Origin of the sequence: Trichocoleus sp. FACHB-591, from assembly GCF_014695845.1 — a bacterium.
Lineage (GTDB): Bacteria > Cyanobacteriota > Cyanobacteriia > FACHB-46 > FACHB-46 > Trichocoleus.
The window spans coordinates 122,999-149,260 of record NZ_JACJPA010000017.1 but is presented as its reverse complement, the minus strand read 5'-3'; the positions used below and the strand labels follow the sequence as shown (position 1 = coordinate 149,260).

The following is a 26,262-nucleotide window of genomic DNA, read 5'->3' as shown; positions in this document are numbered from 1 at the left end:
AACTATGCTTTAAGCATTACGAATAGAAGCTCCAGCTCTTTCAGGATTGAAGCCCTTTGGAAAACGAGTTCCGGCGGCAAAGTCACTACCTTGGTCATAAATAGCATCTTGCAGATTTGCTTGGGAAAGCTTGGCCTTACTTAAATCTGCTCCGCATAAATTAGCCCCAATCAGATGACTAGATTCCAGATTAGCTTCACTTAAATTAGCGTTTACTAGAATTGCTTGATTGAGGTTAGCTCTAGCTAGTTTCGCTTGTCCTAAATTCGCATCATTTAAGATGGCGGCTGTCAGATTAGCAGTTTCTAAATTAGCTTGGCTGAGATTGGCTGCGGTTAAATTAGCTTTACTTAAATTTGAATTGCTTAAATTGGCACAAGACAAACCTGCTTGACGTAACGTTGCTTCGACTAAAGTAACCTTTTGTAGAGAAGCGAAATTCAGATCTACCCAGTCTAAGTTAGCTTGGCTTAAATCTACATTCTGTAGAGAGATATCGGGTTTTAGAATATATATCCCTGCCGCCCCCACATTAAAGTCTGGAGGGAAACAAGTCGTCAGGCTACAAAATACTTTGTGAAAATCTATTCCACTCAAATTGGCTCCGCTCAGATTGGCTCCGCTCAGATTGGCTCCGCTCAGATTGGCTCCACTCAGATTGGCTCCACTCAGATTGGCTCCACTCAGATTGGCTCCACTCAGATTGGCTCCACTCAGATTGGCTCCACTCAGATTGGCTCCAATTAAACCAGCTTGGACTTGATTAGATTGACTAAGGTTGGCATTGGTTAACTCTGCCCCATTCAAGTTGGCCCGAACTAAAACTGCTCCAGTTAAATTAGCTTGAGAGAGGTTAGCCAGAATCAAATTAGATTCAGTCAAATTAGATTTCGAGAGGTCAGCTTCACAGAGTACGGCTTCAATTAAATTTGCTTGGCTTAGCTCTGCTTGACAAAAGTCTCTTCTACCCGAGCTGTATTGCTCCAACAATTCAGCCGCAGCTTGAATGCTTTCCTGTCCACTCCTACTCATCATCTGCTCATCCCTGAAGATTTAAAACACTATTTAGCATGTAAAAAATGAGCAACGCCGTAGCAATTGAACTTTGATTCATGGCGCTGCTCATTCTTATTCAAGAGTACCTTTGCGCTTTGACGCTTATCCTAGTTGAGTAAATTCAAAAACATCATGGGTGCCACCACGCAGAACAGATTCAGTATGCTTACCTTGTAAGCGCTTACTTAGAATTGCCTCTAATGCCCCCCAAACAGCACCTAGGGTAAAAGTGCACTTTCGCTCTGAGCCTTGAGGTTCGCCAGCAGAGCAGATAGTCTCCTGTGTATACACTTTGATGGTGCCACCGTCTCGCTCAATTTTGTCTAGGACCAGCAAACGAGTTCCATCCTTTCCCAAAGCGTGGGCCACCTTGGAGGTAGCATCTTCCAAGGACACTGCTGAGTTGACCAAGCCTAATTCTGCTGCCAGCTTTTTGCCCCGAGCCCGACCTGCTGCAATTAAAGAGATGGCAGTTGCTTTCTCACCTAAAGCATCTTCCATGCCAACAATGATGGACTTTAGGCAAACGATACTGCTGAAATCTCCGAGTTGTTCACGCGACGTAGTCATGAATGATTCCCTAATTTTTTGAAGATGAAGATCGACGAATACTTGGTTTCAGTTGAGTCAAGCGTTATTTCTAGCTGACCATAGGAGTGATTGAGGCAACCGCTCGCTTAATCTCTAAGTTCAACAAGCCTTGCTTGGCGCTAGAACTAGCTAGGACTAGAAGTACGGCTTCGGTGCCACAACCCACTAGCACTCCGTAGCCTTTCTCGCCTTCCACAAAAATCCGGTCAATTGCTCCCCGCGCTAACTCCTGGCCAATTCGCTCGCCTAGAGAGATCATGGCCGCAGACATTGCCGATGTTCTTTCTTCGTCAAAACCGGCAGGAAGAGCAGACGCTAAAGCAAGGCCATCGGGGCTAACTAGAGCTGCACCTTGAACATCGGGGGTGCCGCTAACGAAATTTTGGAGGACATCTTGTAGAGCTGAAACAACAATCATGGCTTGTTCCTCGATGGTAGTGTTGTGAGTGTTTGGCGAGATGGAGAGGTTAAAATTTTCATCCAGAAGCTGGCAACAAATCTGGTTAGTCTTCTGTTTGATCCATCTTATTTCTGATAGTAACTCACTGAATGAAGTGATATATTCAGTAGTTAAAATTGCCTCTTAACTGAACTCTTTATGCCCTCTGCTTGACTTATTATTCACAAGAAATGAGGCTTTATAACAGGTCAAACAAGAATAAATTATTAATTAAATTTACCAATTAAATTCTTGCGCTTTTTACTTGAGTTATTCTTCACAAAGAAGAAGACTTTATAACATGTGAAGTGAAAGAATTTAGTAGAGAATCAATTTAGAGCCTGGAGCAGCTAACTCCTGGTAAAACCAAATCTCTACGATATTTCTTTACTTCACAGCGGCAGCTCCCATCAGTTGCTCAATTAAAGCAACGAGAGTTTCGAATACAGACTCTTTCTCATTGGCATTCACAGTTACAATGGGAGGCCGAGAAGCTGGATCTAATAACCCTAAGGCCAAAGCAACGTTTTCTGCATCCCATGCCCCAGGGCAATCCATATGAGTCAGCCCAATAATCATGGGAATTTGTACTCGCTGATTCATGAAAGCCAAAATTCGCCGACCATAACGAAAGTCTTGAGGCCGATTGGCATCTAGTAACAAAATGTAGGCATGTGCTTTCTCAATCAGCATGTCCCACATAAAGTCAAATCGCGATTGACCAGGTGTGCCATACAGATGCATGGCTTGGCCAGGGGCAAAAGTCAAACGGCCAAAGTCAAAAGCGACTGTGGTATTGCGCTTTTGCTCAGCCACTTCATCGGTGGCTCGACGGTCTGTATCGACCACATCAATTTCGCTAATGGTACGGATGAAGGTGGTCTTTCCGGCCCCAACTGTTCCTGTTACAACAATTCGTAAAATTTCCATTAGCTCTTGCTCCGTAAAAAGCCAACCAAGTTTTGCAGAAAGGAGTTGCTCACTTTGGATTTTTCTGCGGTTTCTGTCTTCTTGGGCTCCTCTGGAAACTGCTCGATCGGGTCGAGAACTATTGGAGGGCCCTTGACATTTGAACCAGATGTGATCAGAGGAAGCTCCTCTACCAAACCAGCTAGCATGAGGCGGAAAGCTGCTTGTTGGACTTTAGCAACGGGTTGATTGAGTTGCTTAGCGATCGCGTTCAGAGAAACTGAACCACTGGCAAATTCCCAAATTTGGGACTCAACAGGATTCAAGCGGAATTGCGGTTTTCCTGGAATGATGCTTTGGATGGCTGAGTTAGCTTCTGGCAGCACGTCAGTCAATGTAGTCCAATCTTTCATGGCTCTCAAACCTGCCAGAGCAACTTCCATTGCTGGCAAACTCAAACCCGTCATTTCAGTGCTAGGTAAAGTAGCTTTACCATCTAAATCAAACCGCCCTGTTTGAATCCCAAATAAGCTCCAAATTTGCTGCATCTGAGCTGAAAAAAGCAAATTTAATTGTTCGGCTTGCAACGCTCCTTGAGTTTTTAAGGTCAACCCTAAAGGAGTTTCTCCTCCAGCAAGATTACCCAATCTTTCAATCACTCGCTGGCTCAACCATCCTCTCGTTGTAATTTGGGAAATTAAGCCTTGCCCATCTAAACGGTCAGCCGCAGCAATGACTCGTCCCTGCCGAAACCAAATGTATCGACAAACGGGCGCTTGAGAGGTTGGAGCATCGCCGGCGATGAGAAGCGTCAAACGACCCGACTTGCGTCCTTGGTCAATCATTCGGAACAGCTCTGCTAAAGAAAAGTCTGTGAGAGAACTAGCTAAAGTCATGTTGGCAATCCCTGATTTTAGGGTTGATAGGGATAATATCAACCCTACGAATATGTTTAATAGGTAGATGAAGTATTAGTTCTTAGGATTTTCGTCTTTAATTTATACCTGTTGATTTTTTGAGTAGAAGTTTACAGATATAAATTTTTGTTTGTAGACTGTCAACTAGTTTCAAGAATAATGGTCATGACTAAAAAATATAGCTTCAAGGACAGTTATAAGGCAAAGTAAAAAGACTTTGCATGCGATATATGGCTTAAAAATATTCCGCCACCTTGTAAGCAAAGTTAATCTCGAACAGATTCCTGTCTGCCTCCATAGGTCACTGTTTAGTTGCTTGACTAATTGATTTCTCAATATCACTCGCTCAGTTTGCCCAAATGAGTTTAATAATTCTCAGCAACCTCAGTTTTCAATCTGTTTGGTATCGACTTTCAGCAAAATGGCTGAGTTTTTAATCATTGAACATATAGCAGTCCTAAATGATTTCTAAAATTGGCGGGTTGTGAGAGGTGCAACCCATTTGGGATCGCTATAGATAGTGAAATATATTTTTTAAAGTGGTCTAGTAAAAAAATATACGTTGCTATCAAAGCTCAACAACGCATGTAAACTCTTGAAGTTAATTGGTTGCAGCTCAATAGCCCTGCTGACGCAAGTAAGAAACGTGTGATATTAATAACACCAAAATGATGAACTAAGCCTTTTTTGGAGCTTGCGATCGCGAGGCTTTAGCCCGAGTGGAGGTTGAGCGAGCCTTTGATTTAGAGTTGACTTCCGCTGGTGTAACAGTCTCAACAGGGGCAATTGTAGTGGTTGCAGGCGTTTGGCGCAGGTCGGCTGCTTGGGCCAGCAGAGAGTCGGCAAAGGCGATCGCTTCCTGAGCTGAGCGCCCTCCCGCAAGTTGGGCTAGTTCTTCTCGACGCTGGTTGGGATCTAAGGTCGTGACACGCACCACCGTCCGAATCGCTTCTAAATCTGCTTCGGAGGTGATCAGGTCAACGGCTGTAGTTTCTGTATCTGTAGCTGTAGCTGCGGCTGGCTTGCCTTTAGATTGGCTGCGTTTGCCATTCTTGGTTGCCACCACCACAGGCTCAGCGATCGCTTGCTTATCGACATGGAAGTGATAGTCTGCCATCGCCGCCACAATCGGTTGGTGAGTCACACAAAGGACTTGGTGCTGTTGGCTCAGTTGGTATAGTTTCTCGGCGATCGCCTGGGTTACCCGACCGGAAACCCCCACATCGATTTCATCAAAAACGAGTGTGCCAATCAAATCGACTTGCGAGAAACAAGCTTTAATCGCCAGTAAAAAGCGGCTCATCTCCCCACCGGATGCCGTCTCGTTTAATGGTTGTAAAGGTTCTCCAGGGTTAGGACTAAACAAGAAGGTGATTTGATCGGCTCCGTTGGCAGTAGGGGCGATCGGCGCAATTTGCACTTGAAACTGCACCTTTTCCATTGCCAGGGGCTTTAATTCTCGGATCAGGCGGCCTTCTAGCTCACGGGCAGCCACTTGACGTAACTCAGTTAACCGGGCACACACTGTTACTAGAGCAGTTCGGCGTTCTTGGTAAGTTTGCTCTAACTCTTCTAGCGATAAACCACCTCCGGTGAGAGCTTCTAGCTCTGACTGCACCCGCTGTTGAAAGGCGATCGCATCGGCTAAGGTAGGGCCATATTTGCGGCAAATTTGTTTCAGCTCAGCGATGCGGTCTTCCACATCCTGCAACCGCTGGGGATCAGTTTCGACGCTTTCCCCATAGGCATTAATTTGCCGCCCCGCTTCCTGAATTTGGGCCAAGGCATCGGTTACTAGGTCTAGAACAGGCTGCAATTCAGGGTCGTAGCGCAGCATATCGTTCAAAATTACTTCGGCATTGCCCAGCAGGTCAGCACAGGCAGGCTCCCCAGCATCGTTTTGATAGAGGGCTTGATACGCCTGGTAACTTTGCTGCTGCAATTCCACACTATGGCTGAGTCGCTGCCGTTCTTGCTCCAGTTGCTCTAGCTCATCCGCTTCCGTCAAGTTGGCAGTGCTTAACTCTCGCAACTGATATTGATATAGGTCTAGTTGTTGCAGCCGCTGGCTCTCGGAGTGTCGCCGCTTCTCTAAAGCTTGTGAAGCCTGTTGATAAGCAATAAAGGCACTACTCACCGCTGCCCGTTGTTCTAGGAGCGGTGGCCCCCCAAAACCATCCAGCCACTCACGCTGATTTGCGGCCTGCCCTAACTGCATGGTTTGGCCTTGGGCCGTGATTTCTACCAGGCGATCGCGAAGAATTTCCATTTGCTGCTTGTTCACCAGCACCCCATTCAGGCGCGATCGGCTGCGCAGGGTGCTCTGGCCTGCCACCATTTCGCGGCTACAAACTAGAGAGGCATCATCTAGGAGGTCAATTTCTTGCTCCGTCAGCCAAGCAGCTAACGACGGGTCCAGAGCAAACGTAGCCTCTACTAAACCACGATCGGCTCCAGTCCGAATGGCCCGACTCGTCACCTTACCACCCAAGGCTGCGTCAATCGCATCCAAAATAATTGATTTGCCAGCACCTGTTTCGCCCGTCAAGACATTCAGACCAGTGCTGAACTCTAACTCCAGGCGATCGATTAGAGCAAAGTTTTCAATCCGAAGAGAAAGCAACATGAGGCAGAATTGACCTTGAAGGAAGAGGAAAAAACTTCGAACTCCCTAGACACTGAAGATACTGCGTCCTAAGCAGCAGGTAAAACCAGGTCTCCTGGTGGAAATCACATCGAATCAAAGGGGGCTACCCATTTAGTTTAGTGTGAGTTGCCGTACCCCTGCTTCCCTTACCCCGAAATGAGAATTGAGCAATTCAATCAAAAGCTAGAGTGAAAATGAACTCAGAGCTATGATGAATTGAGTTGTTACAATACTTAACATCGCTGCTCCCCAATCAGTCCTGAACCCATGAAGAATGTTGAGATATCTTCTACTGCTACGCGAACTGACTTACGCTCAGTTCAGCCAGAGTCTGCTATTCCAGCCGGAATAGTAGTGACAAACTCAACCTCCCCTTCAACCATCACGGCCTCAACCATTACGGTAAAAAGTGAGTCAGTCGCCTTGCCGCCAGAGATGCTAATGCCCGAACCCGTGGACGAAGCGGAATTTGATCCGGAAGTTGCTGGCTTGCGCTATGACCCAGTAGCGATCGCGGACTACTACCGCTCCAAACCGTTGCAAGTATGGGGTCGTTTGCTCACCATCATTTGGCCATTTCTGACCTTTGGGCTGAGCTTATGGTGGGACAAGCGGACAGGACAAGCAGCTAAAAATCAACGCCTTCGCGCCGTGCGCTTGCGGGAAGTCTTGACTGCCTTAGGGCCAGCCTACATAAAAGTGGGGCAAGCTCTCTCCACTCGGCCTGATCTGGTTCCGCCGCTGTTTCTAGAAGAACTAACGCAACTCCAGGATCAGCTACCTCCTTTCCCCAACGAGCTGGCTTACCAGTTTATTGAAGAAGAGCTCGGCGATCGCCCAGAAGAGATTTACGCCGAACTAACGCCTCAACCTATTGCGGCAGCATCTTTAGGGCAGGTCTACAAAGGCAGGCTTAAAACTGGGGAACTGGTCGCCGTTAAGGTACAACGGCCCGGATTGGCCCAAAATATTACCCTGGACTTGTATCTACTCAGGGGTCTAGCGGGTTGGGCACAGCGAAACATTAAACAAGTCCGGAGTGACCTCATTGCCATCTTGGATGAATTTGGTAGCCGTGTCTTTGAAGAGATGGACTACATCCACGAAGGGCACAATGCAGAACGCTTTGCTCGGCTTTACGGTCACTTGCAAGATATTTACGTCCCTAAAATTTATTGGGAATATACGCAGCGGCGCGTGCTGACGATGGAGTGGATCAACGGCACCAAGCTGACTCAGCCAGAGCAACTCAAAGCTCAAGGCATTGATGCCAGCTACCTGATTGAGGTGGGGGTGCAGTGTTCTTTGCGCCAACTCCTGGAGCACGGCTTTTTCCACGCTGATCCCCACCCAGGCAACTTGCTAGCCACACCCGATGGCAAGTTGGCTTATCTAGACTTCGGCATGATGAGCGAAGTCAAGCCCTACCAGCGCTACGGCCTGATTGAAGCCGTGGTGCATATGGTCAACCGGGACTTTGAGGGTTTGGCTCACGATTATGTGAAGCTAGAATTTCTCACTCCTGAAACTGACCTGACTCCGATCATTCCAGCTCTAGCTAACGTTTTCAGTAACGCCCTCGGCGCGAGTGTAGCAGAATTAAATTTCAAGAGCATCACCGATGAATTTTCGGCCCTGATGTACGAATATCCCTTCCGAGTGCCAGCTTACTACGCACTGATCATCCGATCGCTCGTTACGCTAGAAGGCATTGCGATCAACGTAGATCCTAATTTCAAAGTTCTCAGCAAAGCTTATCCTTATGTTTCCAAGCGCTTGCTGACTGATCCAGCACCGGAATTGCGGAATTCTCTGCGTGACCTGCTCTTCAAAGATGGCAGTTTCCGCTGGAACCGTTTAGAGAACTTGCTCAAGAATGCTCGCGACAGCCAAGACTATGACTTAAATCAAGTCATGACTCAGGCAGTAGATTTTCTCTTTTCCGAGCGAGGCGTGTTTATTCGCAATAGGTTAGTTGATGAAATTATTAAAGGGGTAGATGCACTGGGTCGCAATGCCTTCCACAACCTCAGCTATATGGTGCGCGAAAGGGTAGGCTTAGCAGTAAACCAGCAAGGCGCTGCTCCTGCTGACGAGCAACAGAGTTTGGACCATATCAAACGAATTTGGGGCATCTTGCGCGAAACCCAAGGTTTTGACGCGGCTCAACTGTTACCCTTAATTCCTCGGCTATTAGCTAAGCCAGAGACACAGCACATGGGACAGCAGATCGCCAGTGGTTTAGCGCAACGTGTGGCAGCTCGCTTCATTCGTGAAGTGTTACTCAAAGAAGATGCTACTCCTGTGGCTCCCAGTTCCGCAACGAATGGCTTCTCAAGGCAAGCTAACGGTAACTCATCTTCTCATCTGGCTCTACCCGCCGCTGTTAGCCGATAAATTAACCGAATTAAAGCGATCGCCTAACTCTTATCTTCTGGAGTTAGGCGATCGCTCTAATTTTGAGGGCCTTTAGTAGAGAGCTATTTTTAGGGTCTTCCTGGTAGCTCTGCTGCATCTGCCTATGTACAGATGTAGCCGTCACAGAGGAATCGAATCTATTAGGGCTTCTATGGCTCACGCAATTACTGGTTGTCAGGGTATAGATTGGGACTGATTCCTAAAGCCTTGCGACTGCGCTTTAACTGTTTCCACAGAGTTTTAACTTGCTTATAGGCCTGCTCAGGAGGAAGTTTGCCACCTGTCTCTAGAGCGGAAATATAGGCAACTTTCTGGGAGAACTCTTGCAGGTTGGCATTAAAAGCTAACGTTTCAGGTGTAAAAGTACCGTAGTAACGGCTCCTAGGATAAAAAAAGTTGTCTTTAGCTGCGTTATTACAATTTGCCATAGCCACCCTTTAGTGATGTAGCGACACTAAGTTCTATTGTTAAATATTTCTTAATCTCAAATTAACTTAAACTTGGGTGGCGAAAATTCTTCCTTGAGAAGGACTTTTGGCTCTGTAAGATTAGCTACAATTTTTCGCTCTGCTATGACTCGTCTTGTAGAGAAACTTTTAACTGCTGCGCTAATGCTTCTAGCTCTTGTTTCTCGCGCTTCAAGTTTTCCTCAAGTTCCTGAATCTGCTCACGCCGCGCTTCTACTTCTAGCGTGCGTCGGCCTAATTCCTGGCTTTGTAAAGTCAAAGACTGTCGCCATTGCTCAGCCCTTTCTGCTTCTTGCTGCAAAAGAGCAGGAGTCAGGCCTGCAATCAAATATTTCTGAACTAACTCAAGGACCCACTCTGTAGCGTCTTGGACGTTGGTCACTTGACGATCTTCTGCCACTTCAACTAGAACTAATGTTCCTTCACCAAAAGCATGGGCTTCAGTAGATAAAACCACATCTTCTTTAGCCGCCAAGACCCAGGTTGTTTCGGATTTTTGACGGGCAAGCAACTGCAAGTCAGCCTTTCCTAAAAATCCTTTTTTTTGCACTTGGGCTAAATGCAGCATCGCAACTCAAGCTAAACATAAGCATATTCTTGAGAGACAGTATATCTCGTTTTACGAAGATGTCTTCAAGCGCAACCTTCAAGCCCAATTCTCAAGCCTAATTCTCAAGCATAGTCGCGAAGGGCGATCGCTCAGAATTACTCAACCTGGCAGGAGCGATCGCTGAGACGATGGCTCTAGCTTTATTCTTCAATGGAAGTCACCGCATAAGTTTCAACATCGGTGGCTCCATGAATTTTGGCAGCGATCTCCACTAGCCTTTGCAGTAAGCCTTGGGAAACTCGCCCTTTGAGCACAACCACTCTGCCGCGCTGGGATACAGAGAGCGCCTGAATTTGTTCAGAGCTGAAGGTCTGTTGAAACGCTAACTGGACCCGCTTAGCTAAACCGCTATGGTCGTACTCACCATTTAACCCAACTCGCTCTGGAGGAATCGTCTGAAGTAAGCAGGTCTGAGTGGTCACGGTGCCAAAAGCTTGGCTACGGCTTGAGGTAGCAGCTTTTTCTGGCTTAAGTTCTAAGGTCGTTGGTGATGAACCCATAAGTTCTACGTCTTTTGGAGCTTGATCAGAATGTTAGTTGATTAAAGAATTATTTAACAAGATTAACCATCCATCTTACGACAGTTGTTGGTTTATGAAACTTTGTTAATACCGATACAGGGCATAAGTGGGAGATGATGAGCTACCTAAAAAACAGTGCCTTTCAAAAAAGTTGGTATTAAGAATTACATTTTTTGCAAAAGTGGCAGGGTAGCCTCGAATATCACTCTCTACAAGAGCTAGGACTATTATTCGCTTGTGAGCATGAGGGCTTTAGTCTGAGATACTAGCGAATTGTAGCTTTTTTGACGCTGAACTCTTGGCTACAGAGACTAGAGCATACCCATGCAAACAATTAACTCTCCACGGTGGTTTGTCCGCAGAGATATTGATGGCTTTTTTGGCCTCGCTCTCGATAATTTCATTCAAATTTTGGTGATTGTTAGCCTGTGCCAGGGAGTCTTAAATTTTCCAGGCGCAATTTTGTATGGCCGCATTCTACCTGGCGTAGCGCTTAGCTTAATTGTTGGTAACTTTTACTATGCTTGGCTGGCGTATCAACAAGGCCAGCGGGAGCAGCGGGATGACATTACTGCTTTGCCCTACGGCATTAATACTGTGAGTCTCTTTGCTTATGTATTTCTGGTGATGCTGCCCGTTAAACTAGCTGCGATCGCTCAAGGAGTATCCCCAGAACAAGCCGCAGAACTAGCTTGGCAGGCAGGTTTGGTCGCCTGTTTAGGCTCCGGTTTAATCGAACTAGCAGGTGCTTGGATTGGGGAAGGTTTGCGCCGACTGGCACCGAGAGCCGCTTTGCTCTCAACCTTAGGTGGCATTGCCGTAACCTTCATCGCAATGGACTTTCTGTTTCGCACGTTTGCTAGTCCAATTGTGGGGTTAGTGCCGCTGGGTGTAATTCTTCTGACTTATTTTGGGCAAGTGCGCTTTGCGATTCCAGGGGGGCTGCTAGCGGTACTACTGGGGATAGGGCTTGCTTGGGGCACAGGATTGGTCGGTTGGGATGCGACTCGCTTTGCAACGGCTTTAGAACCCATCGGCATTTACTTGCCCAGATTCTGGCTAGGCGAGTTGTGGCAAGGGCGATCGGTCTTGATCGATTACTTGAGCGTGATTTTGCCAATGGGCCTGTTTAACTTAATTGGCAGCATTCAGAATTTGGAAAGTGCGGAAGCCGCTGGAGACTCTTACCCATCTGCTCCTTGTTTGGCGGTGAATGGCATTGGCACAATTGTGGCAGCCGTCTGTGGTTCTTGTTTCCCTACAACGATTTACATTGGGCATCCCGGTTGGAAAGCGCTGGGTGCAAGAGTTGGGTATTCGACGCTCAATGGCGTTGTGATGGCGCTGTTGTGTTTGAGCGGAACGGTCGGCTTGCTGGCTTACTTTGTGCCCATTGAAGCGGGAATGGCGATCGTGCTGTGGATTGCGATTGTGATTGTGGCTCAGAGTTTTACAGCTACACCGCTGCGCCATGCTCCTGCTGTGGTTGTGGGGTTGCTCCCTGCGATCGCGGCTTGGGGAGTACTGGTTGCCAAGAACGCTCTGCGGGCTGCGGGTTTGGGTACACCTGCTCAGCCGTTTACTCCCAATTTGATTAAATCCTTCCAAAACAGCGGCATGTTTATTGACGGAGCCTTTGCCTTAGAGCAAGGATTTATTTTTTCGGCCATGCTCCTCGCAGGGATCACCGTCTATATTATTGAGCGCAAATTTAAACAAGCCGCCCTGTGGTCGCTAGCGGCAGCCGTACTCTCTTGGATAGGGTTGATGCACAGCTACAACTGGGCGATTGCGGATACGGTCATCCACTTGGGTTGGGGCGCTGGAGGAGATTGGGCCGTGGGTTACTGTTTGCTAGCAATTCTATTTTTCTACGCTGCCTGGCAAACCCGGAAGGCCAAGAGCGAAAGTCCAGAGCCCCTACTCAACGAAATCTCTGGTCCTCAGGAGTACTCGCAAGACTAAGCTCACAGTTTGAAAACATCGGCTAAAACACCCTTTAGATCTCGTTTCCGGGTTTCCGAAGGCGCATCATAAACCACCATCAGTGAGGGAGAGTCACTAATACAGGTAAACAAGGTCATGCCTTCGGCGCGATCGCACCCAACACCGTAGGGAATGTCAAACAGGAGTTCTAGCTCTCCCTCGGCTTGCTCACACAGACTGTTTTCATCCAAATCTAGAGCTTTGGTGAGACGAAACACTCGAATAGAGCCGTCGAGTACCATCGTTGGGCCAGCCAAAATCAACAGATCCTTGCCTTGGAAATGGAGATCTCGAATGCCTAACCCACCCAAATCAAAAAAGTGTTTTTTATAGAGTTGTCCTTCTTTACCAATGGGTTTTAAGGATAGAGTTTCAGGATTTGTCTGTTCCACAGCAAGTTCTAAAATGATTGCCCAACCGCGTAACACGGGTCCCCGTAACCCGACAAAAATGCGATCGCCATAAACTGCTAACCCTTCAACATCAAAACCATTATCTTTTCCAGGCAACAGTAGCGGCTGATCCTGAGCTTGGGTGTAAGCAGAGAGAAACGGCCCCAAGTGAGAGTCAGCCTTGAGGGCATCAATCAAAACATTGCCGCCTGCTGTGAGTTCTAAGGTCGCAGCGGTTAATTGTTGGGCGGGGTCTTGGGAGTGGGGACAGGACTTAACCAAATCTCCATTGCAGAGTGGGATTCGGGCCAGAATGTAGCGATTGGGGTCAAACTCTACCTCAGTTAAGCGTTGCAGATTTTCTTCATCAGTTTTTTCGTCTTTGACTTTCTTTCGTTTGGTACCGTGGGAGCCAACGACCCAAAGATATTCATCGGCATAGTCCATACCTTCAATATCAACTTCAACCTTCTTGCGATCGGGTAGATTGATCAGATCAGCGAGGGCGAACTGTTTGTCGTGTTTGTAAATATAAGGCTCTGCAAAGGACAAGCGATCGATCGTGGCAGCTTCATCGGAGGCAACCCACAGGTGCCCATCTTTTGTGTGAATCACCGCTGAGAGATCTTCAGAAACCCCCTGAAACTTAGAACTAAACTGCAAAACAATTCGACTCAACAAAAAACCGTTTGTCATCGTTTTGCTCCTTCGGCACACTAGCCTTTGTTCCAAGCTAGCTCACTTTCAGCGATGTTCAGGCGATCGCGTTTTTGGTGGAGTTTAGCGATCGATCTCAGGCAATTTATCGAGCTGACTAGCGGGAATCAGAATGAAACCTAACCCCCAGCCCCTTCCCTGCTGTAGCTTGCTTTCCCAAAGGGGTGGGAAGGGGAGAAATATTCAAAGCCCCTCGCCTTGTAGGCGAGGGGCTTGGGGAGAGGTTAACTTACTTGAGACAATCGAGCTTTGAGAATCTCGGCTTGTTTCTCGGCTTCGGCTAGTGCATCTCGCGCACTTTGGACAACATCAGCAGGAGCTTTATCCACAAACTTAGAGTTGCTGAGACGACCAGAGAGAGCGGCGATCTCGGCTTCTACCTTTTTGAGGTCTTTCTCCAGCTTGGCCTTCAATGCAGCCACATCTACTACACCTGCAAGCAGCACGAGAACTTGCACAGTTCCAACCACACCTGCGATCGCCTCAGGTGCTGATTCCAGCTTCTCCACGATGCTGAGGGTTTCTACTTTGGCGAGGTTTTGGATGTAGGCTTGACCCTGATCAAGGATTTGGCGTTCGCGATCGCTCTCACTTTGCAGAATAGTCTGTACCTTTGCTCCTGGCTTCACATCTGCTTCTGCCCGCAGGTTACGGATAGTGCGAATGGTGCCGATCAACAGATCAAACTGGTGCTCCAGTTCAGCATCAATTTGAGCCGCATTGACTTCTGGATAAGCTTGCACCGCCAAATACTGGTCTTCGCCTGCTTGAGCCAGGGTGTGCCAGATCTCCTCGGTGATGTGCGGCATAAAGGGATGGAACAGTTTGAGGATACCTTCCAACACATAAGCTAAGGTTTGCTGAGCCGCTTTGCGAGAGGTCGCGTTCTCTCCTTGCAAGCGAGGCTTGACCAATTCAATGTACCAGTCACAGAAGTCGCCCCAGGTGAACTCATACAAGCCCTTAGCCGCTTCACCCAACCCGAAGTTATCAATGTCGTTGCGGGTTTGCTGTACTACTTGGTAAAAGCGAGAGAGAATCCAGCGATCGCTCAGTTCCAGATTCTCGCTAGGTTGGCCTAACTGCTGCGGAGTTTGACCTTCCAGGTTCATCATCACGAACCGAGAGGCATTCCACAACTTATTGGTGAAGTTGCGAGACGCTTCTACCGAGGCGGATTCATCGGTTTTGCGGTTGTACTCCAAGCGGATGTCTTGACCTGCACCCACGACTTCCCTGATTAAGGTGTAACGTAGTGCATCAGTGCCGTATTTGTTAATCAGCAACAGCGGGTCGATACCGTTGTTAGCCGACTTCGACATCTTCTTGTTGTTTTCATCCCGCACCAAACCGTGGATGTATACCGTCTCAAATGGTATTTGTCCGGTAAAGTGTCCTGCCATCATCGTCATCCGGGCCACCCAGAAGAATATAATGTCGAACCCAGTCACCAGCGTTGTGGTGGGATAGTAGCGTTGCAAATCTGCCGTTTGTTCTGGCCAACCCAAAGTCGAGAACGGCCACAGACCCGACGAGAACCAAGTATCTAGCACATCCGGATCTTGTGCTAGTTGGACATCCGCGCCAAATTTCGCGATCGCCTTTTCTCTCGCTTCTGCTTCGCTATGGGCAACCACAAAGGGCGTGTTGTCCATAATCTCGCCATTGGTTTCACTCACTGCGTACCAAGCAGGAATTTGATGCCCCCACCAAAGTTGCCGTGAGATACACCAGTCGCGCAAGCTCACCAACCAATCCCGGTATACCTTCGTCCAGCGATCGGGCACGAAGACTGGCTCTTGTTTTTGGTCAAGAAACTCCAGCGCCCGCTCGGACATCGGCTTGATTTTGACGAACCACTGGGTTGAGAGCAACGGTTCGACTGGAACTTTGCCGCGATCGCTGTAGGGAACCGAGTGCTTATAGTCCTCGACTTTGACGAGAACACCGTCTGCCTCTAGCCGTGCCACCACATTCTTGCGAGCCACGAAGCGATCCTGCCCCTGGAATGGCCCTGCGTTCTCATTCATCGAGCCATCTTTGTTCATGATGTTGATGAACGGTAAGTTGTGGCGCTTGCCCATCTCAAAATCGTTGGGGTCATGGGCAGGGGTGACTTTAACGCAACCTGTCCCAAAGCTGGCATCAACGTACTCATCGCCAATGATCGGAATTTCCCGATTCATGATCGGCAAGGTGAGGGTTTTGCCAATCAAATGCTTGTAGCGATCGTCGTTAGGGTTGACCGCCACGGCTGTATCGCCCAACATCGTTTCGGGGCGAGTGGTCGCGACTTCCACATAACCAGAACCATCGGAGAGCGGATAGCGGAAGTGCCAGAGATGTCCATTAACTTCTTGAGGTTCTACTTCTAAGTCAGACACCGCTGACTGAGTAGCAGGGCACCAGTTAACCAAGTACTGCCCCCGATAAATCAGCCCCTCTTCGTAAAGCTGCACAAACGCAGTCAGCACCGCGCGAGACAGCCCTTCATCCATCGTGAAGCGTTCCCGTGACCAATCAACCGAGACACCCAAGCGCCGCAACTGGTTAACGATCGTGCCGCCAGACTCAGCTTTCCACTGCCACGCCCGCTCTAGAAACTGCTCACGGCCCAGGTCGTAACGAGTTTTGCCTTCTGCCTTGAGCTGCTTGTCTAAAATCGTTTGCACCGCAATGCTGGCGTGATCAGTACCAGGCAGCCAGAGGGTGTTGCGACCCAGCATCCGGTGATAGCGCACCAAAGTATCAATCAGGGAACTCTCGAAGGCGTGCCCCATGTGCAAGCTACCCGTGACGTTGGGTGGCGGAATCACCACGCAGTAAGGCTCTCCACCATGATTGGGGTCAGCCTTAAATACTTGGTTTTGCTCCCAAGCTGTTTGCCACTTAGATTCGGTTGTAGAGGGGTCGTACTGGCTGGCGAGGGTCGGGATAGTTGCAGTCATGAAGGGCAGACTAAATAAATTAATCAGAACAGATGCTTAACACTACTAAATTCTGCCATGATGCACCGCCAAGCCGCTAAGACAATGTAGGGCGATCGCTCAAACAAATGGTACTTTCACTTCATAACTGACTGTTCCCAACCAAGGTACCTTGGGCAATTGATAAGGTTTGAATTTAAGGGGTTCTAGTCCAGATTTCTTGACTAGATACGTCAGAAAGTGCAGTGACCCTTGCAATAACTCAGTTGCGTTTGGGTGCTGAAAATCTTCGCGTTGTATTTGTGGGTCCAACTTCAATAAATTTTTGACCGATTTAAACAAACCCGAATCAGGTGACAGGCGAATATAAGTTGAGATCGCACGGCGGATTTCTGCTTCCACTTCTGCCGGATTTTGCAGTTGATTGTTGGCGATCGCTCCCTTAAACCTTTCCCGCAGATACCATTTCATATTCTCGGCATAAGGCTGAGCATTATACTGAGCGATCGCTTGAGAAATTAAAGCTTCTTTACCAGAATTAAGCATTACGCCAACCACATAAGCTGCAATATTCGCCGCGTGGTCAGAGTCAGAGGCGTAGCGATTTAGAGCTTCTAAAACTGTAGGGATTTTGGGATTACTGCCCTGTGCGTGAAACGTGGCGATCGCTGAGCCAATGTCTCCCGCCCAAGAAGTGTGATCTGCCGTCCAACTGGTCAAATCAGACCAACGCACTCCCGGTTGATTAATTTGATCCGAAAGCGCCGCCACAAAATGCCCAAAGTCCGTTTTCTCGCCGCTGAGCAGCAATTCTTGATTCAGCTTGCCCTTAAACTCACCCTCTAGGTAAGGCTGCTTATAGCCTGTAGCCGTACTCCACATCGGCGTGGTGTAGCTAGGCTTGGTGTAACCGCGTAGTTTGTTAGCAACCTCATAGACAGACTGGCCTGCATTGGCTCGCTCAATCTTTTCGATAAATTGCAATGCTGCTGTTAACTCAGGAGTCATTTCTTTTCCGTCCTGGGAATTTTAGAAGCGCGATCGCCCACAACTAGGAGAAACACTGACAACCTCAGGAATTCCTCATTCCGTAAACTTGCACGCAAATCTTGTAGCTTTTTCTCACTTAGTCCGATGGGACACTGGCATGAAATTGAAGCCTAGCTTATTACAACTGATTACTCTCTTGATGATGTCGTCCTTAATGGCATCATTTCTGGCAGCTTGCACGACGAATCCTAGTGCCACTAATCTCAACTGCAACGACCCTGCTGTTAGACAAGCCAACCGCGAATGCACCAACTCTTCAAATGGCAGCAGCCGAACTTATGTGGGCAGTGGTTCGGGAGCTTATACTTCCGGTTCTGGTAGCACCTTACGGCAAGTGCCTGCCACCACTGGCAGCAAAGGCTCAAGTGTCGGTACCAGTAGCCACTCTAGTTCCAGCAGTGGCCGAGGTGGATTTGGTAGCTTTGGCCGTTGGGGCGGTATGGGCTAGGCAGCCATGAATAGAAAGATTTTCGACAGTCCAGAACGCGATTACTTGTTTAAGTCGATGCAGCTCAACTGGTATAACCTGTGTCCGATTAACGGCGAAACAGGTTTGCCGATCGCCTCTGAGCAAGTGCCTTACGCGCTCTACCACTGCCACCCAGTTTCACCTGACTTTGTACAGGAGATGCAACAAGCTTCTGAAGCGGTAGGTCGCGTGTTTATGAAAATGTGGTCCGTGATTCGGCAGTTGGATGGCGACACATTGCTCGACTACGGCTTCCCAGTTGAGACTATTCGCTTGGTTAAGTACGATCCACTGCCTCCCCTTTGTATGCGGCTGGACTGGTGCTGGAATCCCGCCGTCAGCCTGAAAAAAGTCGTCGAAACTAATCCACAAACTCCCAGCTTTTGGTTTGAATGTACCGAAGGCAATAGCCATGTCGCCAAGCATTTTGGCTTGCAAGACCCCGTTCCCGGTGCCCAAAATTTGCTTCGTGCCAGCTTAAATCAACACCTTAAGCGAGCCGCAGCTTATCTCAAGAAACCCCTCTCAGATTGTCATGTTGCTTTTACCGCTCTCAACAATCCCGAAGATGTGGGCACCATGCAATGGCTGAGCCAGCATTATTCTGGTAAGAGCACCGTGTTTCCGTTGGAGTTTCTGCGAATTCAAAACGGCGATCGCCTCTTCCACGAACGGACTGGAGAGCGCGTTGACATTCTGTTTATGTGGTATCCGGTCGAGTGGGCGATTCACGATACCGACGAAGCAGGAGAGCGCCTGTGGCCTGCCTTGGAGCAGCTAATTCTGGAGCGCAAAGTCGTGATTGTGAACTTTGCTTCAGCGTTTCTGCTGCAACCCAAAAGTGTTTTTGCCCTGATAAACGATTTAGGATCAGAATTCTTTGACGATCGCGATGCTGCCACTGTGATCGACTATTTCCCCAAAACTTCCTTAACCACTGAGGCGCTGGGCAGCGACTACTTTGCCAAGCCAATTTTGGGCCGCCAAGGGGAAGGGGGATTTGCCGTTGAAGCAGGGGCGATCGCCAACCGCAGCCACAACAACGACCCTTGGTACACCGAGCAGGCCTACGTCTACCAAGAACTCCTAGAGTTTCCCCAACTAACTATTGCTGACGAATTAATGACTGCCGTTTGGGGCGCGTGGCTCTACAACGATGGCCGCGATCGCCTCGTGGCTGGAGGCTTGGGGATGCGGGTTTCAGAAGGCGAAATTACAGACGACTATTCTTACTGGTGCCCGATCGGTTGCTAAGGCCATAAAAAATTCCGCAGGAGGCTCAACCAATAACCCCTGCGGAACTGTCTGGAACACAAACTTGCTGTCACGAGTTTAATCGATAAACCCCATTGAGTCTTCCTCTCCTTCATATTGGCTCACCATAATGGGGCGATGGTTGGGGAGGGAATCTAACGCTGAAATTTCCAACTTGCTAACTGCAATCGGTCGGTGATTGGGGAGAGAGTCGGAGTCGGCAACCTCTAAGGTGCTAGCAAAAATGGGGCGATCTTGATGGAGTCCGCCAAACTCTACAATTTGCAGGTCACTTTCAAAAATCGGACGGCCACCTGGCAAAGAACCGACGTGAGCCACTCTTAGAGTGCTGGGCCCAATGGGGCGGTTATTGGGCAAAGGGCTAGGATGATAGGTTTGCAGCGCCAATCCTGAGGTTTTAGCCTTAGTCACACTACCCGTTTTCTTGTCAGCAAGTTCCAAAGTTGCTGGTTGATCACTCTTAGCTTTGCTCTTGCTAGCGCTGGAAGTCTCTGTTGTGCTCATAGCCGACACCTTATCTGACCTAATTAACTGAATTTTTTATTCCCTACCAAGCTAGCGATCGCGTTGATCCTTATACCCCTGATCTACCTGCGATCCCACGCTTCGCTGATTGTATTGTAGGGGAAGATCAGCCCCAACTCTAAGCAAGACTGCTCAGTCCCTGTGATGACCCTAATTAGCTTTCTTGATGGCTCTAGCTTCAGAAGAGGCGATCGTCCTTCACTTCACTCCTAACTAGACTATCTGATTAAATCATTTATACTTTTCTAGTTTTTCTTCTCTGATCAGACCAATTTTATGGATGCTTACGCCATCATCAAGCAAACTCAACGTCAAAGGGTAAGCGATGGAGCGATCGCACCGATTCTCAGCGATTGTCATGCTGCCAAACAGTTGGTCTTAGTCTGGCCGCAACTGGGAGACTTTGACAGTTTGGAATATGCCTGGTGGCTGCAACGAGAAGCAGAACAGCTCCAAGCTCAGAACATCACAATTCGAGCCGTGGGAATTGGCGATCGCGCTTCTGGTCAGAAATTTTGCGACTTCACAGGTTTTCCCGCTGACTGCTTATTCATTGACCCCACCGCAGAACTGCACCGTCAAATCGGCCTCTATTCGGGTCTCTCGCTCAAAGTACTCAGTCTTTCCTCGGCTCAGAATGCCTGGATGAACTTGATGCTGATGTGCGCTGGGATTGGTAGCCCTGGGACATTGGCCGAAGTGTTTCGGGGTTATCGAGGCGATCGCCAGGCCCCACAACTCATTACCGATGAGGAAGTGGTGCAAGCTAAACCGCTCCCTCCCTTCAAAGGTTCGTTCTTCAAACTGGCAGGCGGCAAAGGATTTCAACGCCCTTTCGAGCTTGCCACCTTGCGACTGCGAAATATGACAGAAGTGCTGAGCCACTGGAACACCTATGTGCCAGATGCCGCTTATATGACGCAACGAGGAGGTACTTTTCTCTTTGATGCTCAGGGAGAATTGCTCTACGAACATCGCGATCGCGGCATCCTTGGCTTTGCAGAAGATATGAGTAACCCGCTATCGTTTCTGGGCGATGGCTCTTGCCTCAATGTATGTTCTTAGGCAGGGCATTTCTCACATGCGGGTAAGAGCTGCTATTTTGGTCAGCTTATCTTTTTCTAGCCCCTCTAGCTCCTTGAGATGCAACCAACCCTCCTTAACCAACTGAGCAAACACAAAGATCAGTACTGAATATTTATAGTCGTACTTGCCATCGAGCTGGTGTCTTCTTGCACTTAAGAAATCATGTAACAGCCAAGTATCATCCAATTTTGTAATCGTGCTAGCTCTCTCACGAACTTCTGTTATCAAAGCATTGATTTCTCGTTCGTAGGCTCTCTCAAAAGCTTCCTGAGCTACTTCTTTCTCTACTTGAGACCACTCAACGTCACTCATTTGCACTATTTCTATATCATCTGGTCAAGACAAAGCTGAGCGCCCTTTAGGAGAGCGCTCACAATCGTTCAGAGCTTATCTACAGTGTCGCTTCTTTAGCGAATCAAGTTCAGCAATTCTTTAGGAGAAGCCAACAAATCAATTGCGACAAAGAAAATCTTGCCTTTGGGATTGATCAAGAATCGCCAAGCCATATTCATGCCTACAGCGGCACCAAACCAAGGAGTTTGGACTTTGCCAGTGACTTTTACTTGGGTGTAACCGTCTTCTGCGGGCTCAGAAACGCCTCGCTCTGGAATCAGATTCAGATTTTGACATTCTTCGTTGAAGAATTGCAGGATGCCATCTCTGCCAACGATGGGTCTCTGGAAAGGAGGCTGAAGGGCACCATCGGGTGCGAACAACTCAATCAAAGCGCCAAAGTCGTTGGCATTCAAATTGTTCATGTAGCTCAGCACCGTCGGGTTATCAATCCCTTCAATAGTGACTTGAGTACGCTGTGAGATGTCTTTGGGAGTAACAACAGGTTCAGTAACTTTGGTGTAGTCACCCAACTTACCGGGGTCAAACCCCATATCAACTACAGAATTGCGTAGGACTGTAATTTGTTGGCCTTGATCTAGTTCTCTAACCGCTTGCAGTACTGCTGAGGCGTTGGCGGAAAGTTGATAGCCTGCTGGAATGGGAGCCACAATTCCCTCATCCATCCATTGCCCAAGCTTGTACCAAAATCCTAGCTTGATGTTTGCAGACCAAGCAGCGTAGGTGCGACAAATGGGGGTGTCGGCATGGTTTGCTAGGTCACACATGACTTGCGTTTGCTCAGCAAAAGTCATTTTCCGAATTTGCTCTAGAGTTGCTTCGGCAAACTGCATGCTGGCAGCGCCAGGAGCGGCAACGGTAATGGTCTGGCCCATCTCAAGATAAGCAAACCAAGTCCATGCTAGTTGGTCTTCGGCATTGAGTTGTTTGAATCTAGCGATCGTAGCTGGTACTGCATCAGCAAATAGAGTTTGAGGAAAAATTCCGCGAGCTGAGTCAATCGTAATCGGCATAGTACGGGCCTAACCTTGATGAGATTTACAACTGACAAAGAGATGCACTCCAGAGCGTTTCCACGCTGAAGCTTCAGCAATCTGTTACAACAGTAACACTAAATTTTACAAAACTTAATAAACATTTACATGAAGTCGCGGATTTGCCTTGATCTTGCGAAAGCAGCACCTAATGGATTTACTCAGGTTTGCGGAGAGGCGATCGCGAACTAATGCGAATCAACTAGGATTGCCAATCACCCCTCACAAAAATTCAAGCGAACTGTCAGCCAGTGCTATTGAAATTGCTGGATCATCCACTAATGGGCCTAGCACGGCGATCGCGTCCTGGCGATAGAGTTGGACAAGACTCTCTGTGGCAACTGTCTTGACTTCAGCAGACTCATGCTTACACAGCCCCAGCAACATGCGTTTCGTCTTTTCGTGTCTAAAATGTGCAAGCGTGCGAGCCAGCACTTCCTGAAGTTCGGCGTCCTCAATAGTCAGAAGATGCTCAAGAAAGGAAGGGTCGGCAGTTCGGCGCTTATTGCACAGCGCCCATAAGCAGTCCAATAAAACATCTATCTGACTAGACTCTGCAATCCTAGCCTTAAGTATTTCGTAGGGAACTGGGATAGACGGAGAATCATATTTCTCACGAATCTTTCTTGACCCATAGGAGCCGTAGTCTAAACATGCTGGACATCCGCATGGTGGCTTTCTATGAGCGTGGGGCTGATAACGCCAACCGATTTTTTGAGGTAAATGACGAATCTTGGTGATTTCTGCCGCATCGATCTTTCTCTCGATGAACATCTCATAACCCAATGGATCTGCAAGTGCAGAAAAGTCACGGATGGCTTGCCCTAAGGGTAGACGTTGGTGTTTTGAGCTGTACTTCCCTGCCCAAACAAGCTCATCTGATGGCAAGCGAAAGTAAACACCAACCAATACCCGTGCACCCCTACGCCGAAGTTCCCGTAACCACTGATGCGATATAAAGTGATCCTGTACAACAGGCATGAAGTAGATGACGCTACGATATTTTCCTAGCACAATGCCAGACTCTTTGATTCGGGCACTATTTTTTTCGTCTGTGATGTGGACAAGCGTGGGCATTGTCTTAGCCAACTAGCTTATTAATTCAACAGCGGCTCTACCATCTAATCCTGAAAAATTAGTCATTATCCATGCCTACCTATGCAGCCACTTCAATCTCATTGTTTACGACATCAACGTGTAAGACTGCTGAAGTTTTCAACTGAGTTCTGCTGGGGGAATGGGTGAGGCGATCGCGGTATCTCGGCTTCGCAGCCAATATGAGCAACCTGCTGTCATTTTTAGGAAACAGGAAATAGATTTTTAATCTAATAACCAAGCGAACAAATCTTTTACAGTCAGATTTAGCCCTGCTGCAAAACTAGGCAAAGCAATTTCGAGTCAGGAGCGATCGCGAATCAATCATCTCAGCTCAAGTGCAATCGCGTTATCCTCGACTTTGTTGCAAATACGAGTGATCCGCAGTCATTTTTATGGGATAGCAAGTCTGCATCAGTAGCTTAAAAGCAGAGATCAACTTGCTTAGAAAGAAATCTTTAAACCAACTATCAGCTTGCCCAAGTAGTGACTTTGGGGAAGTTTCCTAGTTTCCAATGTTGTCTGAGTTTGGAGGCAGTCGCTGATGCTCGTCTTCCTCCAACGTCGTCTGGCATCGGATCAATAATTTCAACTTCGCCACTGACCTTTAAAATCCTAGCCCGACCGAAGTTACTCTGATGTATTTTGAGTCTTCCTTTCAAGGCTTCATTGCATATCCATACACTGCAATAGAAGATGTAGTCAGCAGATTCCTCGTCTTCTAAAACTTTCACGATACCAACGCATTGTGCATCAAGATGCTTCTCCATGCCGTTAATAATCATTGATGTTGATCCCTTCCTATTGAGAAGCTTGTTCTCGCTTTAGGGATAAAAATTTTTGAAGTGCTGCCGCCCCTTCTTCCCCTCTGTCCACAGCATTGAGTGCAATTCCTAGATTCTGGTAGAGATTAGGGTTATCTGGATCAAGCTTGATTGCTTGCTGAAATGCTGCGATCGCTTCATTAAATTTGCCTTGATTGCCAAGCATTTGGCCTAGATGTTGATACACAACAGCTTGATCAGGGACAAGTTTTGTAGTTTGCTGAAGGGCTCTACTTGCCTCTTCATACCTACCCTGTTCGTTTAAAGCCAGACCTAGATGATAATGTGCTGGTACAGATTGAGGATCAAGTTTAATCGCCTGCTGAAAGCTAGCAATTGCTTTGTCATATTCCTTTTGATTCACAAGAACCATACCAAGCCCTACATGGGGGTGAGGTTGGCTCGAATCAAGCGCGATCGCACGTTGGTAAGCAGTAATAGCTTCTTCAAATCGCTGCTGATCTGCTAAGGCAGATGCCATATTGAGATAAGCTGCTGCGTAATTGGGTGCAAGCTCAGTTGCAGTTTTGTAGGCGGAGATGGCTTCCTCAGTTCGCCCTTGGTAATCCAAGCTTATTCCTAGCTTGAGATATACATAAGCATTGCCTGGATCTTGCTTTAGAGAACGCTGCCATATAACCTCAGCCTCAGCATAATTTCCAAGCTGTTGGGCTGCGCTTCCCGCTTCAATCAACTTCTCTAGATTCATAGATTCCTTCTGACATTCTGTGATGAAGATAGAGGCAATAAGGATAGAAGCAATAAGGTTCAATAGAGATGTACGAGTTTTGACTATCGTTAATACTAGCTACGACTGTGTTGAAGCACCTTCATTGAAGTACCATTGCCCCTCACTCCTTTTCTATACCCAAACACCAGAATTTTTGGCTTAGCATAGGCTTTAGGAGCAACTTTTGAGGTCAGCGTGGTCACTTCTTTGCCTTGGCATCAGCGGGTTGGCAATCAGCGAGATTGGGTTTGGCGGGGGTGGCAAACTCGCTACACCTACATGCGAGCGGCACAGGGAGCCACTAGCAATACGCCCCTAATTTTGCTGCATGGGTTTGGCGCATCGATTGGGCACTGGCGGCAGAATCTAGAAGCGCTAAGCCAATCCCACACCGTTTATGCACTCGATATGTTGGGGTTTGGAGCTTCTGAGAAAGCAGTGGCTAACTACAACGCAGCTTTTTGGGTCGAGCAAGTTTATGACTTCTGGAAAACCTTTATTCGTCAGCCTGTGGTGTTAGTGGGTAACTCCATTGGCTCGCTGATCTGTATGGCGGCGGCAGCAGCTCACCCGGATATGGTCGCGGGGATTGCCATGCTCAGCTTGCCCGATCCTTCTGCCCGCGAAGAAGCGATTCCTCAATTTCTCCGACCCGCGATCGCCACTCTCGAAGGTCTATTTGCCTCCCCGCTATTGCTCAAAACCATATTTCGAGTCGTGCGTCGGCCTCAAGTCGTAAAGCCCTGGGCCAGAATTGCTTACGCCAACCCAGAAGCTGTTACCGATGAACTCGTAGATATTTTGACTGGACCTGCCCAAGACCGAGGCTCTGCTCAAGCATTTTGTGCCATCCTCAAAGCCATGACTAGCACCAAATTTGGCCCTAGCGTCAAGTCTGTGCTGCCAACCCTGCAAATTCCCATGCTGCTGATGTGGGGGAAGCAGGACCGGATGATTCCTTATAGCTTGGCGCGGCAGTTCATCAGCTACAACCCCAACCTTAAGTTTGTCGAAGTAGACAACGCTGGTCATTGCCTGCACGATGAATGTCCCGAAGCAGTGAATCAGGCGATTTTGGAGTGGATTAATGCTTGGAGTGTAGCTAAAACGGCTGAATTTTCAGCGCTACCAGTTGCTGTTGAGGAGTAACGGCTCATAAAAAAATCTCTACTGGAGTCAGTAGAGATCAAAATTAGGAGAGATAAAGTCAAACAGCAGTACAG

The 26,262-nt window shown here is 48.1% G+C and carries 24 protein-coding genes; 6 read left to right on the top strand and 18 right to left on the bottom strand.

The features are described from left to right. Nucleotides 1–9 precede the first annotated feature (9 nt). From H6F90_RS01835 to recN, 6 genes are all read right to left on the bottom strand, one after another. On the bottom strand, nt 10–1,035 hold the full coding sequence (locus H6F90_RS01835) for a pentapeptide repeat-containing protein (RefSeq protein ID WP_190549692.1): 1,026 nt from the start codon (nt 1,033–1,035) through the stop codon (nt 10–12). A 123-nt stretch (nt 1,036–1,158) separates the two neighbouring features. Beyond that, the gene (locus H6F90_RS01830; RefSeq protein WP_190435930.1) at nt 1,159–1,626 is read right to left on the bottom strand and encodes a hydrocarbon-binding protein; all 468 of its coding nucleotides are present in this window, start codon (nt 1,624–1,626) and stop codon (nt 1,159–1,161) included. 70 nt (nt 1,627–1,696) lie between these two features. Then, nucleotides 1,697–2,065: a roadblock/LC7 domain-containing protein gene (locus H6F90_RS01825; protein WP_190435927.1), complete on the bottom strand. Its 369-nt coding sequence runs from the start codon at nt 2,063–2,065 to the stop codon at nt 1,697–1,699. A 408-nt stretch (nt 2,066–2,473) separates the two neighbouring features. Then, the gene (locus H6F90_RS01820) at nt 2,474–3,016 is read right to left on the bottom strand and encodes an ATP/GTP-binding protein (protein ID WP_190549689.1); all 543 of its coding nucleotides are present in this window, start codon (nt 3,014–3,016) and stop codon (nt 2,474–2,476) included. Beyond that, on the bottom strand, nt 3,016–3,891 hold the full coding sequence (locus H6F90_RS01815; RefSeq protein WP_190435920.1) for a DUF4388 domain-containing protein: 876 nt from the start codon (nt 3,889–3,891) through the stop codon (nt 3,016–3,018). The genes H6F90_RS01820 and H6F90_RS01815 overlap by 1 nt, the downstream gene beginning before the upstream one ends. Nucleotides 3,892–4,588: 697 nt before the next feature. Continuing rightward, nucleotides 4,589–6,538, bottom strand: coding sequence for a DNA repair protein RecN (gene recN, locus H6F90_RS01810; protein ID WP_190549687.1), 1,950 nt, complete (start codon nt 6,536–6,538; stop codon nt 4,589–4,591). A 288-nt stretch (nt 6,539–6,826) separates the two neighbouring features. On the opposite strand from recN, the gene H6F90_RS01805 reads away from it, so the two are divergent. Then, nucleotides 6,827–8,956: an ABC1 kinase family protein gene (locus tag H6F90_RS01805; protein WP_370587920.1), complete on the top strand. Its 2,130-nt coding sequence runs from the start codon at nt 6,827–6,829 to the stop codon at nt 8,954–8,956. A gap of 185 nt (nt 8,957–9,141) precedes the next feature. Here the strand turns inward: H6F90_RS01805 and H6F90_RS01800 are convergent, their stop codons facing one another. From H6F90_RS01800 to H6F90_RS01790, 3 genes are all read right to left on the bottom strand, one after another. Then, a complete protein-coding gene (locus H6F90_RS01800; protein WP_190435915.1) occupies nt 9,142–9,405 on the bottom strand; it encodes a hypothetical protein in 264 nt (87 codons plus the stop codon). A gap of 142 nt (nt 9,406–9,547) precedes the next feature. Further along, nucleotides 9,548–10,012, bottom strand: a complete 465-nt coding sequence (locus H6F90_RS01795) for a hypothetical protein (RefSeq protein ID WP_190549685.1) — start codon at nt 10,010–10,012, stop codon at nt 9,548–9,550. 182 nt (nt 10,013–10,194) lie between these two features. Next, nucleotides 10,195–10,554, bottom strand: coding sequence for a hypothetical protein (locus H6F90_RS01790; protein ID WP_190549683.1), 360 nt, complete (start codon nt 10,552–10,554; stop codon nt 10,195–10,197). 345 nt (nt 10,555–10,899) lie between these two features. Between H6F90_RS01790 and H6F90_RS01785 the strand changes: the two genes are divergently transcribed. Beyond that, nucleotides 10,900–12,540 carry an NCS2 family permease gene (locus H6F90_RS01785; protein WP_190549681.1) on the top strand — a complete coding sequence of 547 codons (1,641 nt, stop codon included), beginning with the start codon at nt 10,900–10,902 and terminating at the stop codon, nt 12,538–12,540. Between the two features lie 2 nt (nt 12,541–12,542). Here the strand turns inward: H6F90_RS01785 and H6F90_RS01780 are convergent, their stop codons facing one another. From H6F90_RS01780 to H6F90_RS01770, 3 genes are all read right to left on the bottom strand, one after another. Beyond that, nucleotides 12,543–13,649, bottom strand: coding sequence for a DUF3616 domain-containing protein (locus tag H6F90_RS01780; RefSeq protein ID WP_190549679.1), 1,107 nt, complete (start codon nt 13,647–13,649; stop codon nt 12,543–12,545). Nucleotides 13,650–13,894: 245 nt separating this feature from the next. Then, a complete protein-coding gene (locus H6F90_RS01775) occupies nt 13,895–16,618 on the bottom strand; it encodes a valine--tRNA ligase (RefSeq protein ID WP_190549677.1) in 2,724 nt (907 codons plus the stop codon). A gap of 99 nt (nt 16,619–16,717) precedes the next feature. Continuing rightward, a complete protein-coding gene (locus H6F90_RS01770) occupies nt 16,718–17,605 on the bottom strand; it encodes a hypothetical protein (protein ID WP_190549674.1) in 888 nt (295 codons plus the stop codon). Nucleotides 17,606–17,744: 139 nt separating this feature from the next. Between H6F90_RS01770 and H6F90_RS01765 the strand changes: the two genes are divergently transcribed. Both H6F90_RS01765 and H6F90_RS01760 read left to right on the top strand, forming a co-directional pair. After that, nucleotides 17,745–18,095, top strand: a complete 351-nt coding sequence (locus tag H6F90_RS01765; RefSeq protein ID WP_190549672.1) for a hypothetical protein — start codon at nt 17,745–17,747, stop codon at nt 18,093–18,095. 6 nt (nt 18,096–18,101) lie between these two features. Then, on the top strand, nt 18,102–19,370 hold the full coding sequence (locus tag H6F90_RS01760) for a glutathionylspermidine synthase family protein (protein WP_190549670.1): 1,269 nt from the start codon (nt 18,102–18,104) through the stop codon (nt 19,368–19,370). Nucleotides 19,371–19,448: 78 nt separating this feature from the next. Here H6F90_RS01760 and H6F90_RS01755 read toward each other — a convergent pair whose 3' ends face one another. Next, nucleotides 19,449–19,895: a hypothetical protein gene (locus tag H6F90_RS01755; protein WP_190549669.1), complete on the bottom strand. Its 447-nt coding sequence runs from the start codon at nt 19,893–19,895 to the stop codon at nt 19,449–19,451. Nucleotides 19,896–20,192: 297 nt separating this feature from the next. Between H6F90_RS01755 and H6F90_RS01750 the strand changes: the two genes are divergently transcribed. Then, entirely contained in the window at nt 20,193–20,981 is a 789-nt protein-coding gene (locus H6F90_RS01750) for a peroxiredoxin-like family protein (protein ID WP_190549667.1), read from the top strand. 12 nt (nt 20,982–20,993) lie between these two features. Here H6F90_RS01750 and H6F90_RS01745 read toward each other — a convergent pair whose 3' ends face one another. The 5 genes from H6F90_RS01745 to H6F90_RS01725 all read right to left on the bottom strand — a co-directional run bounded on the left by H6F90_RS01745 (nt 20,994) and on the right by H6F90_RS01725 (nt 25,018). Beyond that, nucleotides 20,994–21,314: a hypothetical protein gene (locus H6F90_RS01745; RefSeq protein ID WP_199295655.1), complete on the bottom strand. Its 321-nt coding sequence runs from the start codon at nt 21,312–21,314 to the stop codon at nt 20,994–20,996. Nucleotides 21,315–21,409: 95 nt separating this feature from the next. Beyond that, nucleotides 21,410–22,369, bottom strand: coding sequence for an orange carotenoid-binding protein (locus H6F90_RS01740; RefSeq protein WP_190435876.1), 960 nt, complete (start codon nt 22,367–22,369; stop codon nt 21,410–21,412). Nucleotides 22,370–22,612: 243 nt separating this feature from the next. After that, a complete protein-coding gene (locus tag H6F90_RS01735) occupies nt 22,613–23,467 on the bottom strand; it encodes a HEAT repeat domain-containing protein (protein WP_190549666.1) in 855 nt (284 codons plus the stop codon). 488 nt (nt 23,468–23,955) lie between these two features. After that, nucleotides 23,956–24,270, bottom strand: a complete 315-nt coding sequence (locus H6F90_RS01730; protein WP_190549665.1) for a hypothetical protein — start codon at nt 24,268–24,270, stop codon at nt 23,956–23,958. A 16-nt stretch (nt 24,271–24,286) separates the two neighbouring features. Beyond that, nucleotides 24,287–25,018 (bottom strand): tetratricopeptide repeat protein, encoded by a 732-nt coding sequence (locus tag H6F90_RS01725; protein WP_190549664.1) that lies wholly within the window; start codon nt 25,016–25,018, stop codon nt 24,287–24,289. 216 nt (nt 25,019–25,234) lie between these two features. Here H6F90_RS01725 and H6F90_RS01720 point away from each other — a divergent pair, with 216 nt between their 5' ends. Further along, on the top strand, nt 25,235–26,188 hold the full coding sequence (locus tag H6F90_RS01720) for an alpha/beta fold hydrolase (protein WP_190549663.1): 954 nt from the start codon (nt 25,235–25,237) through the stop codon (nt 26,186–26,188). The last annotated feature ends 74 nt before the right edge of the window (nt 26,189–26,262 follow it).